Genomic DNA, 16140 nt, shown 5'->3' on the forward strand with positions numbered 1-16140 from the left:
GTCATTCTATGGCGAAGCAAGGAGCGAAGCGACGCGGCGCAGACCATAGAATCCATTCCGTGACTTCGAAGCGTTGCGACGGCGCAGAATTCTGCTCCGCCGCGCTCTTCGGCTGAGGTCACGGAATGGATCCTCGGGTCTGCGCTCCGCTTCGCGTCGCTTCGCCCGTGGATGACGACGTCGCGGAGGCTTCGGCCAATCGCGAACCTTGGCATCGAAACGAGAGGTGAGATCCTGGCAGCGCCGACCCGGTTTCAAACCGGCCTCACCTGAAATCCCAGTCCGCCTTGAAGCATCGTCAAGACTCCGTTGGTTCCACCAGCGGCGTCGATTTCATCATCGACACACTCGGTATGCCTCCGAAAGCGCTGACTTTTTTCGGGACGGCACGGGCAAACCGGCGTGAAGCGGTTCACTTCGGTGAAATCCGCCTTCGCATAAGTTCTTGAATCGCATAAGCTTGTGTTTGGGTTATGGGGAAATCAGGAGGGCTATTGGCACTTGTTGCCGGCAGCACGACACGTCTTTGGACGCTTGTCGCGAAGGAGTTCTGGCGCAAGACGCGCCGGCGTTTGCGCGCCGGTCCGCTCTATCGCTGGCGCTATTCCGGGCGCACGCCAGAACGTGTCCTGATCGCTCCGCCGGATTTGCGGCTCGCCGATCCGCAGATCGCGCTGGAGATTTATTATGGCCGCTACCCGCTGTCCGGCCATCTGGTCGAGACCGGCGGCGCCTCGCCCTTCCAGCTCGACGTGCCCAATCGCGGCTGGCAGAAATCGCTGCACGGCTTCCGCTGGCTGCGCCACATGCGCGCCACCGGCACCGAGCTTGCCGCCGCCAACGCCAGGGCCCTGGTCACCGACTGGATCGCGATCCACGGCAACCAGATCTCCGGCATCGCCTGGGAGCCAGGAACGACGGCCAAGCGGGTGATCGCCTGGCTGCAGCATTCCTCGGTGGTGCTGCAGGGCGCCGAATTTCCCTTCTATCGCGCCTTCCTCAAATCGCTGGCCGTGCAGATCCGCTACCTGCGCTCGATGGCGCGCGAGATGCCGGATGGCGAGGGCAGGCTGCGCGCCCGCATCGCGCTCGCCTTCGCCGCGCTGTCCCTGCCGGCACCGGCCTCGGCGCTGCGTTCCGCAACGCGCCACCTGGCCGAGGAGCTGGAGCATCAGATCCTGCCCGACGGCGGCCACATCTCGCGCAAACCGATGGCGGTGCTGGAGCTGCTGGCCGACCTTCTGCCGTTGCGCCAGACCTATGCCAACCAGGCCGAGGCGCCGCCCGCGGCTTTGATCGGCGCCATCGACCGCATGTTGCCGGCGCTGCGTTTCTTCCGCCACCAGGACGGCAGCCTTGCCCGCTTCAACGGCATGGGCGCGACCATCCATGATCGCATCGCCACCATCATGCGCCACGACGACACCGCCGGCGCGCCGCTGCTGCACGCGCCGCATTCCGGCTATGAGCGCCTTTCGATGGGCGGCGTGACGGTGATCGCCGACACCGGCCTGCCGCCGCCGGTCGACGTCTCGAACGCAGCACACGCCGGCTGCCTCGCCTTCGAACTCTCCTCCGGGCGCCAGCATTTCATCGTCAATGCCGGCATCGACACTTACGGCGCCCCGGAATTCCGGCCGCTGGCGCGCGCCACCGCCGCGCATTCGACCGCGACGATCAACGACACCTCATCGGCGCGCTTCAGCCACTCGCTGCGCGTCAGCGACCTGTTGGGATCGCCGCTGATCGGCGGCCCGCAGCACGTGCCCTGCAAGCGCCTCGACCAGAAGGGCGTGCATGGCTTCATTGCCCGCCACGATGGCTATATCCCGCAATTCGGCTTCCTGCATGAGCGCGAGCTGAAGCTGACCACGAACGGCAACGTACTTGCCGGCCGCGACCGTTTCCTGCGCCCGGGCAATGCCGCGATCCGCAACAACGGTCGCGACTTCGTCACGGTGCGCTTCCACGTGCATCCCGACATCAGCCTGCTGCAGGACGACCACGATCGGCTGACGCTCGCCGCCGCGCAAGGCGACACCTGGGTTTTCAGCTGCGCCGAAGTGGTGCCGGAGGTCGAGGAATCGATCTATTTCGCCGGACTGAGCGGCCCGCGCCGCAGCCGGCAGATCGTGCTCGCCTTCAAGGCCTCGGAGGTCGCCGAGGTTCACTGGCAGCTGACCCGCACCAACATCGCCGGCTATCCGGAAAACAACTGAGTTCCGGACAAATCCGGCTGCGAGCTTGATTTCCGGGGCTCATATGCTAGGGCCGGCCAACGTCCCCAACAGCCGTGAAAGGCCTCCGCATGGCCGTGCCCACAAAAAACATTCCGGCGCCCGACCTCGTTCCGGTGCGCCGGGCGCTGCTTTCCGTCTTCGACAAGACCGGCCTGATCGATTTCGCCAGGGCGCTCGCCGCGGCCGGCGTCGAGCTGGTTTCGACCGGCGGCACGGCAAAGGCCATCGCCGAGGCTGGCCTGGCGGTCCGTGACGTTTCCGAGCTCACCGGCTTTCCGGAGATCATGGACGGCCGGGTGAAGACCCTGCATCCTTCGGTGCATGGCGCGCTGCTCGGCATCCGTGACGACGCCGAGCATGCCAAGGCCATGCGCGATCATCACATCGAGCCGATCGACCTTGTCGTCTCAAACCTCTACCCGTTCGAGGAGGTCCGCCGTTCCGGCGCCGGCTATGCCTCGATCGTCGAGAACATCGACATCGGCGGCCCAGCGATGATCCGCGCCTCGGCCAAGAACCACGCTTACGTCGCCATTGTCACCGATCCGGCCGACTATGCTTCCGTCGTCAACGCATTGGAGATGAATCTCGGCTCGCTATCGCTCGATTTCCGCAAGAAGCTGGCGGCCAAGGCCTTTGCCCGCACCGCCACCTATGACGCGGCGATCTCGGGCTGGTTCGCCGAGGCGCTCCAGATCGAGCACCCGACATGGCGCGCTTTCGGCGGCCGGCTCGACCAGGTGATGCGCTATGGCGAGAACCCGCATCAGGGCGCCGGCTTCTACCTGTCGGGCGACAGGCGGCCGGGCGTCGCAACCGCCAGGCAGCTGCAGGGCAAGCAGCTCTCCTACAACAACATCAACGACACCGACGCCGCCTTCGAGCTCGTCGGCGAGTTCGATCCCGCCCGTTCGGCGGCGATCGCCATCATCAAGCACGCCAACCCCTGCGGCGTCGCCGAGGGCGCGACGCTGAAGGTGGCCTACGCCAGGGCGCTGGCCTGCGACCCGGTCTCGGCCTTCGGCGGCATCGTCGCCATGAATCGCATCCTCGACGCCGAGGCGGCGGAAGAAATCGTGAAGACCTTTACCGAGGTCATCATCGCGCCCGACGCCACTGACGAGGCGGCCGCGATCGTCGCCGCAAAGAAGAATCTGCGCCTGCTGGTCACCGCCGGCCTGCCCGATCCGCGCGCCACCGGCACGCTTGCCAAATCCGTCGCCGGCGGGCTGCTTGTGCAAAACCGCGACAACGCCGTCGTCGACGACCTCGAGCTGAAAGTGGTGACCAAGCGCGCGCCGACGCCGGCCGAGATGGCCGACCTCAAATTCGCCTTCCGCGTTGCCAAGCACGTCAAGTCCAACGCCATCGTCTATGCCAAGGACGGGGCGACGGTCGGCATCGGCGCCGGCCAGATGAGCCGCGTCGATTCCTCGCGCATCGCCGCCCGCAAGGCGCTCGACGCGGCCGAAGCGGCCGGCCTCGCCGAACCGCTGACCAAGGGTTCGGTGGTTGCCTCGGATGCCTTCTTCCCCTTCGCCGACGGCCTGCTGTCTGCAATCGAGGCCGGCGCGACGGCCGTCATCCAGCCCGGCGGCTCGATGCGCGACGACGACGTGATCGCCGCCGCCGACGAGCACGGCATCGCCATGGTGTTTACGGGCGTGCGACATTTCAGGCATTAGCGCCCTCTGCCTTCTCCCCTTGTGGGAGAAGGTGGATCGGCGCGATAGCGCCGAGACGGATGAGGGGTGTTCCAGCGGAGTGAGACGTCGGTGTTCCCTGGAGCACCCCTCATCCGTCGCCTTCGGCGACACCTTCTCCCACAAGGGAGAAGGAAAAGGCTACCCCTTCGGCTTGTCCGCCGGATACGGCGTCCCCATCAGGATCGCCATGCCGATGCCGAGGAACAGGATGATCGCCGCCATGCCGAGCCGTGGCGAATCGCTGACGGTGGTGATGGTCGCCACCATGAACGGCGCCAGGAAGCTGGTTGCCCGTCCGGCCAGCGCATAGATGCCGAAATAGCGGCCCGACTCGGCGGCGGTGACGCTGCGCGCCATGTAGGATCGCGACGACGCCTGCACCGGGCCGAAGGCGAGCCCGATCAGCAAGCCATACAGAATGTAGGCTTTCTCGGCCGCGGTGCCGAACAGGCCACCTGAATCCACGGTCGAAAGCGGGATCAGTCCGAGCAAAGTGAAGCCAGGCCCGGTCGAGACGACGCCGATCGTGGCGACCGACAGCATCACCAGCGCAATCATCACCACGTGCTTCGAGCCGAGTGCGGTATCGAGCCGCGCCGCGATCCAACAGCCGAAAATGGCGACGACGTTGAGGATGATGCCGAACAGGCCGATCTCGGTGATCGACCAGTGGAACATGCCGGCCGCGAAAGTGCCGCCGAGCGCGAGCAGCGCGTTGACGCCGTCCTGATAGATCATGCGGGCCAGAAGGAAGCGCAGGATGCCGCTGCGCTGGCGCACTTCCACCAGAGTGGATTTCAACTCGGACAGGCCCTCGCGCACCGCCGGGCCGATCGGGATCCCCTTGGTGGCGTCCGGCGTGAAGAAGAACATCGGCAGGATGAACAGGAAATACCAGCCGGCCGACATCGGCCCGGTGAAGCGCGCGTCCTCGCCCAGCTTCGGATCCAGCCCGAACAACGGGTCGAGCCCGATGAGCGTCTTGCCGGTTTGCAGATTGCCGGCCAGGAACAGGACGACGAAGATCAGCGCGATCATGCCGCCGAGATAGCCAAGCCCCCAGGCCATGTTGGAGATCCGGCCGATTTCGGCCTTCGGCACCAGCCGCGGCATCATGGAATCGTTGAACACGGTGGAGAATTCGGCCGCTACCGAAGCCAGCGAGAACAAAAGCACGACCAGGAACAGGTTCGAGCCCGGCGCTGCGAACCACAAGAGGCTGAGGCTGACGATCTTGATTGCGGCGAAGAAGGCGATCCATGGCTTGCGCGGCCCGGTCTGGTCGGCGATCGAGCCGAGCACCGGCGAAAGCACGGCGATAACCGCGCCCGCGGCGGCGATGCCGTAGCCCCAGGCGGCTTGTCCAGCGGTCGGGTCGCTCGCCATGCGCGAGACGAAATATGGCCCGAAGATGAAGGTGGTGACGACGGTGAAGAAAGGCTGCGCCGCCCAGTCGAAGAACATCCAGCCCCAGATGCCGCGCCCCGATGCCCGCTGCACTGTCTCTACTGCCGCCATGCTGATTCCCTCGGCCCCGCGCCCGTGTCGGGCGCCATGTCTGCATGTTTTCAGGCGCTGGTGCAATGAACAAGCGCCGCGCCATTCATTGCCTTGGATTCCTCGCCCCACGGAGTGGGGGAGAGGCGGCTCGGCGAAGCCGAGACGGAGACGGGAAATGCGCCAGCCTATGTTCGGACAAGCCGTTCAAGACAGGGTACCGCTCTAGGAAGCCCCTCTCCGACCGCTTCGCGGCCACCTCTCCCCCGCTTTGGCGGGGGCGAGGATCTCAAGCTTATTCACATCCCCGTCAGGTCGCTCATCAGGCCGGACGCTACCGACAGCCGCGACACGGTGATGTCGCCGCCTTCGGTCAGCGCCTGCAGCCGCTCGCGGATGCGCGCGACGCGATCGCCGCCGGCCTCCAGCCAGGCCGCGACCGGATCCGCCGCGGAGCCGTGGGCAGTGAGCGCCGCTACCGCGATGCCGCGGCGCGCCACGCCGATCGTGTCGGTCGCGCGCGACAGCGCCAACTGGTCGTAATAGTCGGACGGCATTATCGAGCGCGCCGCCTCCTCGACGCGCGGGATGCGGAAGGCGTCGCTGACGGCGAAGAAGGCCTTGGCCGCGCTGACGATGTCGGCATTGGCCGTGCGCGCGGTGAGCGCCACGTCCGGGATCAGCTCGGCGACCTCGCTCAAAGCGAGCTTCTCGGCCAGCCTTTCCGGCGCGCCGCCCTTGAACAGGCCATGCCGCCGCTCTTCGATGCGCTCGCGCGAGAAGGCCGGCAGCAGCGAGACGAGCTTTGGCTCCAGCGCTTTGCGGGCTTCCAGCAATTCTCCGATGCGCTGGCCGAGCGGCAGAGAACCCGCTTCGTTCTTCAGGTACCAGCCGCTGGTCACGAAGATAAGCCGGCTAACCGACTGATAGAGATCGAGCTGGATCTGGCCGTCGATCTGGTTGTCGAGCGCATCGATCTCCTTGTAGAGCGCGGGCAGCGCAAAGCCGTCGCGGACCATGGCGAAGATGCGCATGACATCGGCCGCCGTGCGGCCTGTGGCTTCCTGCAGCCGATTGACGAAGGACGGGCCACCGCGATTGACGAGATCGTTGACAAGCACGCGCGTGATGATCTCGCGCCGCAGCCTGTGGTCGCGGATCTCGCCGGCGAATTTCTTGGCCATGCGCTCCGGGAAATAGCCCATCAGGTCGCGATCGAAATGTTGATCGTCCGGCACGTCGCTGGCGACGATGTCGGAGAACAGCACGATCTTGGCATAGGCAAGCAGAACGCCGAGCTCGGCCCGGGTCAGCGGCTCGCCGCGCGCCTCGCGTTCGGCAAGGGCCGCCGGCGAAGGCAGCGTCTCCACGGCGCGGTCGAGCAGGCCGCGCGATTCCAGCGCCGTCATGAAGCGCGCCTGGTGCGCGATGTCGGCCAGCCCGCGCTTGCGCGCCAGCGAGAGCGCCAGCGTCTGCTGATAGTTGTTGGAGAGCACCAGCGCGCCCACCTCGTCGGTCATTTCGGCGAGCAGTTTGTTGCGCGCCGGTCTCGCCAGCGAACCTTTGCGCATGGCCGACGCCAGCGCGATCTTGATGTTGACCTCGACGTCGGAGCAGTTGACGCCGCCCGAATTGTCGATGGCGTCGGAGTTGCAACGGCCGCCATTCATGCCGAACTCGATGCGCGCCCGCTGCGTGACGCCAAGATTGGCGCCCTCGCCGATCACCTTGGCGCGCACGTCGAGCGCGATGACGCGGATGGCGTCGTTGGCGCGGTCGCCGACATCGGCGTTGCTCTCGCCGGAAGCACGGACATAGGTGCCGATGCCGCCGAACCACAGCAGGTCGACCGGCGCCTTGAGGATGGCGTTCATGATCTCGACCGGCGTCGCCGTCGTCTTGGTCAGCCCGATCGCGGCCGCCGCCGCTTGCGGCAGCGTGATCGATTTCTGGTTGCGCGAGGCGATGACGCCGCCTTCGGACAGCTTCGACTTGTCGTAGTCCTGCCAGGACGAGCGCGGCAGCGCGAACATGCGTACCCGCTCGGCCATCGAGGCCGCCATGTCGGGATCCGGATCGATGAAGATGTCGCGATGGTCGAAAGCGGCGATCAGCCTGGTCTGCGGCGACAACAGCATGCCGTTGCCGAACACGTCGCCCGACATGTCGCCGACGCCGACCACGGTGAAGGGCGAGGTCTGGATGTCGCGGTTGATTTCGCGGAAATGGCGCTTCACCGCCTCCCAGGCGCCCTTGGCGGTGATGCCCATCTTCTTGTGGTCGTAACCGGCCGAGCCGCCGCTGGCGAAGGCGTCGTCCAGCCAGAAATTGTGCTTCTCGGAAATGGCGTTGGCGGTGTCGGAGAAGGTCGCCGTGCCCTTGTCGGCGGCGACGACGAAATACGGATCGTCCTGGTCGCGCCGCACCACGCCGGCCGGCGGGATGACGCCGTCGACGCCGATATTGTCGGTGATCGAGAGCAGGCTGGAGACGAAGTTCTTATAGGCCGAGGTGCCGGCTTCGAAAATGGCGTCGCGCCCGGCGCTCATCGGCAGTTTCTTCGGATAGAAGCCGCCTTTGGCGCCGACCGGCACGATGACTGCGTTCTTGACCTGTTGCGCCTTGACCAGGCCCAACACCTCCGTGCGGTAATCCTGGGCGCGGTCCGACCAGCGCAGGCCGCCGCGCGCCACCGGGCCGAAGCGCAGATGCACGCCCTCGACCTCGGATCCGTAGACGAAGATCTCGCGCCACGGCCGTGGCGCCGGCAGGCCCTCGACCGCCTGCGAGTCGAGCTTGATCGCCAGCGACTGCCCTTTTTCTTTCGTATCGGCTACGAAATGATTCGTGCGCAGCGAGGCTTCGATGAGGTTGAGATAGCGGCGAATGATGGTGTCGTCATCGATGTTGGGCACCTCTTCCAGCGCGTCCTTGATCTTGGCCTTGAGGTGCTTGGCCGCGACCACGCCGTCGCCTTCCGCCGCCGGCCCGAGCCGGGCGACGAACAGCGCATGCAGGCCGCGCGCGATCTCGGGATAGCGGTTGAGAGCGGCGGCGATGAAATCCTGGCTCTGCGGAATGCCGGCCTGCTGCAAATAGCGGCCATAGGCGCGCAGGATGGTGATCTCGCCCGACCACAGGCCGGCGGTCTGCGCCAGGCCGTTATAGCCGTCATTGTCGACATCGCCGCGCCAGACCGAGAGGAACGCGTCCTCGAACAGCGCGCCGCCGTCGGCGAGATCGATCGGCTTGCCGTAGCTGTTCTCCAGCTCCATGTCGTGGATGATGACCGTCCCGGCCGGATCGTCGCCGACCTCGAAGGTGCGCTCGCTGATGACGCGGAAGCCGATATTTTCCAACACCGGCACGCGCCGCGAGAGCGCCACCGGGCTGCCATGGTGATAGATCTTCAGCGCCGCCTGCTGCGGCTTCTGGTCGGCACGGCGATAATAATCGATGGCGATGGGATTTTCGGCGCTGATTTTCCCAAGGCGCCTGGCGTCGGCCAGCGCCACGGCGGCCGAAAAGCTGTCGCGGTAGCTTTCGGGGAAACGCGCCGCGATCGCCTTCAGCGCCGGATCGCTGCCGGCGGCTTCCGCGGCTTCGGAAAGCGCGTCCTCCCAGGTGCGCACGATGTCGCGGATCGCCGCCTCGAGTGTTGCCTGCTCGATCTTCGGCGTCTTGCCGCCGGAACGGCCGATGATGAAGTGGATGCGCGCCAGCCCGCCTTCCGGGAAGGCCGGGTAATAGGCCGACAACCGACCCTCGAACACGGTTTTGAGATAGGCGCCGATCTTCTCGCGCACGACGCTGTCGTAGCGGTCGCGCGGCACGAACACGATGACCGAGACGAAGCGATCGAACTGGTCGACGCGCACGAGCGCCCGCACCCGCGGCCGTTCGATCAGGCCGAGGATGGCGACGGCGTGTTTGCGCAGGATCGGAATGGGAACCTGGAACAGCTCGTCGCGCGGATAGCTCTCCAGGATGTTGATCAGCGCCTTGCCGGAGTGATCGTGTGGATCGAAACCGGATTTCGAAATGACGGTCTCGGCCTTCGAGCGCAGATAGGGGATCTTCATCACCGAGCGCGTGTAGGCGGTCGAGGTGAACAGGCCGACGATGCGCAGCTCGCCTGCCAGCGTGCCTTTCGCCGTATAGGTCTTGATGCCGATATAATCGAGATAGATGCGGCGATGCACCGACGACTTGGCGTTGGCCTTGGTGACGATCAGCGGTTCCGGCCCGTGCAGGAAGGCGCGGATCTCCGGCGTCGTCGTCACGGCCTCCGTGCCGCGCCGCAGCACCAGCACATCCGGATCGGACAGGATGCCGAGGCCGGGCTTCTCGGCGCGCTCCAGCGAGCCGCTCTCCTCGCCGCCGACATATTTGAATTCGCGCATGCCGAGGAAGGTGAAATTGTCGTCGCGCAGCCATTCGAGGAAGGCGATCGCCTCGGCGACGCTCTTCTTGTCGAGCGGCACCGCCGAATAGCGGAATTCGGAAATCGCCTGGTCGAGGCGGGCGAGCATCCGCTTCCAGTCGACGACGGCGGCGCGGACCTGGGAAAGCATCTTGCCCAGCCGCTCGGTAAGGTTCTTCGCCTGCTCGGCATTCAACCTTGGAATGTGGACATGGACGACGCTCAGCCGGTCGTGCTCGTCATCCTCCTTGCCGCCGTCGCTGAGAACCTCGGCGACGCCGCTCTTGCCATGGCGTACCGTGACGATCGGGTGGGTGACCAGCGTCGGCTCGCCGCTGATCTCGGTGATTTCGCCGAGGATGGAATCGAACAGGAACGGCATGTTGTCGTTGACGACAGTGATGACCGTGACCGGCCGGCCGTCGCACGAAACGCCCGAATCGGCTTCGACCGCGACGACGCTTTCACCCTTCCTGTGGCCGGCGACCGCTTGGGCAGCGAGTTCGCCGGCGCGTTCGAGGTCGGCCGCGTCATAGGCCGCGACATCCTCGGCAGGCGCCCGGGCAAGCAGATAGTCGGCAAGCCTTGCGGGTTTGTCGTCCGCCTTGCTAGCGGCAGCTTTCTTCTTCGGCTTGGATTTCACGCTGGCCATGACGCTTACTCCCTCCCGTGGCATGCTTTTGCGGCTATGGTAGCCAGATGAGCGCTGTTTGGCGACAAAGGTTTGGCGACGCTTTAAAAAATTTGAACCGACGCCGTTGCCTTGCAAGGAGAACGAACCCATGACCGGCAGGATTACCGCGCTTGACCTTGTCCAGGCGGAGCTCAGCGAGGCGACCGAGGCCTATTTCGCCAAATGCCAGGAGAAGCTCGGCCTGGTCCCCAACGTGCTTCTGGCCTACGCCTTCGACGAGAAGAAGCTGAGCGCCTTCACCGAGATGTACAATGATCTGATGCTGGCCGAGTCCGGCCTGTCGAAACTGGAGCGCGAGATGATCGCGGTGGTCGTCTCCTCGATCAACCACTGCTTCTACTGCCTGACCGCGCATGGCGCGGCGGTGCGCCAGCTGTCAGGCGAGCCGGCGCTTGGCGAGATGATGGTGATGAATTTCCGCGCCGCCGATCTGTCGGACCGCCACCACGCCATGCTGGAATTCGCCGTGAAGCTGACGGAAGAGCCGGCCAAGATCGTCGAGGCCGACCGCGCAACCTTGCGCCAGGCCGGCTTTACCGATCGCGACATCTTCGATATCGCTTCGACCGCCGCCTTCTTCAACATGTCGAACCGGGTGGCCGCCGCCGTCGACATGCGGCCGAACTCGCAATACCACGCCATGGCAAGGTGAGGCTCGCCAGCTTTACATTAGCAACCTCGAATTTTTCATTGCCCATCTCGCCGTTTGGTCCGATGATCAACGATTGCGGCCTTGGCCGCACATCGGATTGCGGCCTTGGCCGCATATCGCAAGCGGCGTGGCCGCATGCCGGTTCGACGCCGCCGACAAAGGAGGAGAACATGGCGAAATTTCTCTATGTCTATCATGGCTCCGGCAAGATGCCGACCGAGGAGGCCGAACGCAAAGCGGCGATGGATGCCTGGACCGGCTGGTACGACAAGCTCGGCTCGGCTGTCGTCGATGGCGGCAATCCCGTCGGCATGTCGAGGACGGTTCTGCCAGGCGGCAAGGTCGAGAGCAATGGCGGCAGCAATCCGACCGCCGGCTACACAATCGTCGAAGCCAAGAACATCGACGATGCCGTCGCCAAAGCCAAGGACTGTCCGATCCTGATGGACCCGGCTTTCACCGTCGAGATCGCGCCGATCATCGAAATGATGTAGCGCATAAAGCGTTTTGATGCATGTCGTTACCCCAAAACCGCAGTGCACTTTTGGGCGACATGCATTTAAGAACGCGCGGCGATTGCCGCGGCCGCGCCCGCCATCGTCGTGGCGCTGACGCGGTTGGCGACCTTCATGGCGCGCTTGCTCTTCAGGAGCCGGCGCGCCTGGGAGGCGGCAAGCACCCAGGCGAGGTCGATGACGACCAGCACCAGGGCCATGGTCAGCGTCAGCTCGACCCAGCCGGCCACGGTGACCGAGGCAAGATCGATGATGGTCGGCAGCAGCGCCAGGTAGAACATCATGATCTTCGGGTTGCCGAGCGTCACCGCCATGCCGGCAAAGAACAGTTTCAGGGGCGAATCCTCGCGCGGCATCTCGCCTTCCTTCGCCTCCACCGGCGCCGTCCACATCTTGAACGCGAGATAGGCGAGATAGGCGACGCCCACCCACTTCACGACGACGAAGGCATAGTGGAAGGTCTGCGCCACGACGGCGAGCCCGAACACCGCCAGCGACAGCCAGATGCCCTCGCCGATCCACATGGCGAGCAGGAACGGGAAGACGTCGCGGAACCCCTTCGAGATCACCCGAGCCACAAGCGCCGCGATCGACGGCCCGGGCGAGCCGGCGGCGACAAACAGGGCGGCGGCGAAGATCAGCAGCGAGGCCAGATGCATGGCGGACCTCATGGTTGGGATTGGCTGCCATACTAGCCAGCGGAAACAACATTGGCAAAGATGGGACAATCGCCGACGCCAGCGCCGCCCCTCATCTGGCTACCGCCATCTTCTCCCCGTAAACGGGGCGAAGGGACATGGCGCCAGCGATTTCGCCAATCGCAAACGTCGCAGAATGGGCGCCGGCGTCGCGGTCAGCCTCTTTCTCCCCGTTCAAGGGAAGAAATGCCCGGTAGGCAATGAGGGGCAGCGCCGACATCCTCGGTTAACCCTTGCTCCTCCACCTGCCCACGGCTAGAAAGCTCGCCCGATATAAATTTTCGAGCTTCACTTTGCCTCAGTAACCGCCGGTCTCGCCAACTCCTCTGATTGCACCGCAGGCGCAGTCGTTAACGCGTCTGCTTTCATCTCACGTGTTCTTCAGGCGGCGGTTCGAGACCGGTTTGGCATTGCTGAGCCGCAGCGCGTAATCCGCGCCGACGCCTGACTTCCAACTTTCGCCACGCCGTGCCCGCATGGGCATGATCCCGAAAAGTGGTACCCGGTTTTCGGAAAAGATCATGCTCAACAAAAAGGGGCATCTCGGACATTGCCGGCCTGACGGACTTCCCGACGGGAAGGGCCTGCCGGCATGTCTTCTATCTTGCGCATCCATTGGACGATCACGCCCAGGATCGCCCCTCGACCTCTTGTCAACTGCAACCGCTGCGGCGGCTTGACGCCTTATCAATGCGGCCGGAAATTCCGCGTCAATGCCAACGGCAAACGCATTGACGCTTGGCTGATCTACCGCTGCACCGCCTGCGACAACTCGTGGAACTTCACCATCCTGGAAAGGCGAAACCGCCGCGACATCGAGCCGGCGCTGCTCACAGCGCTTGAAAGCAACGATCCGGCGCTTGTGTGGCGCCACGCCTTCGATAGTGCCGCACTCCGCGACAAGGCCGGCCGGATCGAGGAGTTTCCCGATGTCACGGTCCGAAAGGAGATTCTGGACGGTGAGCCGGAACGCGCGGCCGGGCTCCGGCTCGAACTTCGGCTCGAAGGCACGACCGCCTTGCGGCTCGACCGCCTGCTTGCCGGCGAACTCGGCCTTTCGCGATCAAGGCTTCAGGCCCTCGACGACCGGGAACGGCTGACCGTCGAACCGGATGGCGTCAAGGCCTTGCGAAAGCCGGTGCGCGACGGCTTGGCGGTGCGCATCGATCTGGCCGACGAGGCGGATTGCAGCGCTGTCCTGTCGGCCGCGTACCGCTGAAAACAAAAAGAGGGAGCATCCGCTCCCTCTTTTTGAACCTTCTCCGGAAAGCTTACGCCGCGCCGACCGCCTTGGCCGACTTCTCGAAACGCTTGCGCTCGTTCGGGTCGAGATAGAGCTTGCGCAGCCGGATGGTCTTCGGCGTCACCTCGACCAGTTCGTCGTCCTGGATCCAAGCCAGCGCCCGCTCCAGCGTCATGCGGATCGGCGGCGTCAGCTTGACCGCTTCATCCTTGCCGGCGGCTCGGATGTTGGTCAGCTTCTTGCCCTTGAGCACGTTCACTTCGAGGTCGTTGTCTCTGCTGTGGATGCCGATGATCATGCCCTGATAGACCTTGACGCCCGGGTCGATGACCATCGGGCCGCGGTCTTCCAGGTTCCACATCGCGTAGGCGACCGACTCGCCCTGCTCGTTGGAGATCAGCACGCCATTGGTGCGGCCGGGCAGCTCGCCCTTATACGGCTCGTAGGCGAAGAACAGCCGGTTCATCACCGCAGTGCCGCGCGTGTCGGTCAACAGTTCCGACTGGTAGCCGATCAGGCCGCGCGTCGGCGCATGGAAGACCAGGCGCTGACGGTTGCCGCCGGACGGGCGCAGCTCGACCATCTCGGCCTTGCGCTCCGACATTTTCTGCACGACGACGCCGGCATGCTCCTCGTCGACGTCGATGACGACCTCCTCGACTGGCTCCAGCAGTTGGCCGTCATCGCCCTTCTGCATGACGACGCGCGGACGCGACACGGCAAGCTCGAAGCCTTCGCGGCGCATCGTTTCGATCAGCACCGCGAGCTGCAATTCGCCGCGGCCCGAGACGAAGAAGGAATCCTTCTCGGCCGATTCCTCGATCTTGAGCGCGACATTGCCTTCGGCCTCGCGCAGCAGACGGTCGCGGATGACGCGGCTGGTCACCTTGTCGCCCTCGGTGCCGGCAAGCGGGCTGTCGTTGACCAGGAAGGACATGGTCACGGTCGGCGGATCGATCGGCTGCGCATGCAGCGGCTCGCTCACTGCAGGGTCGCAGAAAGTGTCGGCGACGGTGCCCTTCGACAGGCCGGCGATCGCCACGATGTCGCCCGCCTGCGCTTCCTCGATCGGCTGGCGCTCGAGGCCACGGAAGGCGAGGATCTTGGAGATGCGGCCGGTTTCGATCTGGGTGCCGTCATTGTGCAGCACCTTGACCGCCTGATTGGCCTTCAGCGTGCCGGATTCGATGCGGCCGGTAATGATGCGGCCGAGGAACGGATTGGCTTCGAGGATGGTGCCGATCATGCGGAACGGACCGGGATGGACCGTCGGCGCCGGCACATGCTTGACCACGAGGTCGAACAGCGGCGCCAGTTGCTGGTCCTTCGGGCCCTCGGGGTTTTCCGACACCCAGCCATCGCGGCCCGAACCGTAGAGGATCGGGAAATCGAGCTGCTCGTCGGTGGCGTCGAGCGCGGCGAAGAGGTCGAACACCTCGTTGACCACTTCGATATGGCGGGCATCCGGACGGTCGATCTTGTTGATGACGACGATGGGCTTCAGGCCGACCTTGAGCGCCTTGCCGACGACGAACTTGGTCTGCGGCATCGGGCCTTCGGCGGCGTCGACCAGCACGATCGCCGAATCCACCATCGACAGGATGCGCTCGACCTCACCGCCGAAATCGGCGTGTCCGGGCGTGTCGACGATGTTGATGCGGGTGCCATGCCAGTCGACCGAGGTCGCCTTGGCCAGGATTGTGATGCCGCGTTCCTTTTCCAGGTCGTTGGAATCCATGGCGCGCTCGGCGACGCGCTGGTTGTCGCGGAATGATCCGGACTGTTTCAGGAGCTGATCGACCAGGGTGGTCTTTCCATGGTCGACGTGCGCGATGATCGCGATATTACGGATGTTCATTGTCTGGTCTCGGGAACGTTGCAGGCGGCAGGCCCGGAAGCGCCGCCTTTTTCGGTTGCGCGGCTCATACAAGGTTTTTCGCAATTGCGAAAGGGGAGGCCCGACCCCAAATAAATGGTCACTGATTCTTAAACGTCTTGGTGTGAAATGATTCTGTTAACCAAGGCGGAACCTTTGAGGGGCCGGGCAGTTCGATGTTCATGAGCGATCAGATGTCCAGATTGCGTCCGGTTATTACGTGGGCAGCACTTGGCGTGCTCATCGCGGCAGGCGCCGCGCAGTCGGCGGCTGCCCTGAGGGAAGCTGACCCTATCACGCCGCCTGACGCTAAAGCCGCGCAGCAGATGTTCGCCGACGCCCCTGACGGCGTCGACCCGATCGTCACCGGCCCGGTCAGCGCCGCCTTCAAGCAACGGCAGAAGGATGCCAACTGCGACACGGCCGTCTGGCCGAACGTTCCGCGGGCCTGCTATCCGGACTGACGACCTTCATCGCATTTCGAATTCTGGACCGCCGCAACGCTTTGGCATCGCGGCGGCTTTTGGGCCCAGGATGTGTTGAGATTCAGGTTAGGCCGAGCCGAGAACGGTGGCTTCCGAGAACCGGCCTTCGCC

10 protein-coding genes are annotated in these 16140 nt (G+C 64.8%); 6 read left to right on the forward strand and 4 right to left on the reverse strand.

Annotated elements, in window-relative coordinates; translation table 11 throughout:
- Positions 1-473: 473 nt before the first annotated feature.
- Positions 474-2219 (forward strand): heparinase II/III family protein, encoded by a 1746-nt coding sequence (locus ACWGS9_RS09525; protein WP_454505005.1) that lies wholly within the window; start codon positions 474-476, stop codon positions 2217-2219.
- 89 nt (positions 2220-2308) lie between these two features.
- A complete protein-coding gene (gene purH / locus ACWGS9_RS09530; RefSeq protein WP_454505006.1) occupies positions 2309-3925 on the forward strand; it encodes a bifunctional phosphoribosylaminoimidazolecarboxamide formyltransferase/IMP cyclohydrolase in 1617 nt (538 codons plus the stop codon).
- A 159-nt stretch (positions 3926-4084) separates the two neighbouring features.
- Here purH and ACWGS9_RS09535 read toward each other — a convergent pair whose 3' ends face one another.
- Positions 4085-5464 carry an MFS transporter gene (locus ACWGS9_RS09535; protein WP_454505007.1) on the reverse strand — a complete coding sequence of 460 codons (1380 nt, stop codon included), beginning with the start codon at positions 5462-5464 and terminating at the stop codon, positions 4085-4087.
- Between the two features lie 278 nt (positions 5465-5742).
- Positions 5743-10518 (reverse strand): NAD-glutamate dehydrogenase, encoded by a 4776-nt coding sequence (locus ACWGS9_RS09540; protein WP_454505008.1) that lies wholly within the window; start codon positions 10516-10518, stop codon positions 5743-5745.
- Positions 10519-10648: 130 nt separating this feature from the next.
- On the opposite strand from ACWGS9_RS09540, the gene ACWGS9_RS09545 reads away from it, so the two are divergent.
- A complete protein-coding gene (locus ACWGS9_RS09545) occupies positions 10649-11212 on the forward strand; it encodes a peroxidase-related enzyme (protein ID WP_454505009.1) in 564 nt (187 codons plus the stop codon).
- Positions 11213-11382: 170 nt separating this feature from the next.
- Complete coding sequence (locus ACWGS9_RS09550) at positions 11383-11706, forward strand: YciI family protein (RefSeq protein WP_454505010.1); 324 nt, start codon at positions 11383-11385, stop codon at positions 11704-11706.
- A 65-nt stretch (positions 11707-11771) separates the two neighbouring features.
- On the opposite strand, the gene ACWGS9_RS09555 is transcribed toward ACWGS9_RS09550, so the two are convergent.
- Positions 11772-12386, reverse strand: coding sequence for a LysE family translocator (locus tag ACWGS9_RS09555; RefSeq protein ID WP_454505011.1), 615 nt, complete (start codon positions 12384-12386; stop codon positions 11772-11774).
- 631 nt (positions 12387-13017) lie between these two features.
- On the opposite strand from ACWGS9_RS09555, the gene ACWGS9_RS09560 reads away from it, so the two are divergent.
- A complete protein-coding gene (locus ACWGS9_RS09560) occupies positions 13018-13644 on the forward strand; it encodes a DUF1062 domain-containing protein (RefSeq protein WP_454505012.1) in 627 nt (208 codons plus the stop codon).
- A gap of 52 nt (positions 13645-13696) precedes the next feature.
- Here ACWGS9_RS09560 and typA read toward each other — a convergent pair whose 3' ends face one another.
- Positions 13697-15526, reverse strand: a complete 1830-nt coding sequence (typA, locus tag ACWGS9_RS09565; protein ID WP_454505013.1) for a translational GTPase TypA — start codon at positions 15524-15526, stop codon at positions 13697-13699.
- 212 nt (positions 15527-15738) lie between these two features.
- On the opposite strand from typA, the gene ACWGS9_RS09570 reads away from it, so the two are divergent.
- Positions 15739-16008 carry a hypothetical protein gene (locus ACWGS9_RS09570; protein ID WP_454505014.1) on the forward strand — a complete coding sequence of 90 codons (270 nt, stop codon included), beginning with the start codon at positions 15739-15741 and terminating at the stop codon, positions 16006-16008.
- Positions 16009-16140: the final 132 nt, after the last annotated feature.

The sequence above is a fragment of the Mesorhizobium sp. Arg314 genome, assembly GCF_053714275.1.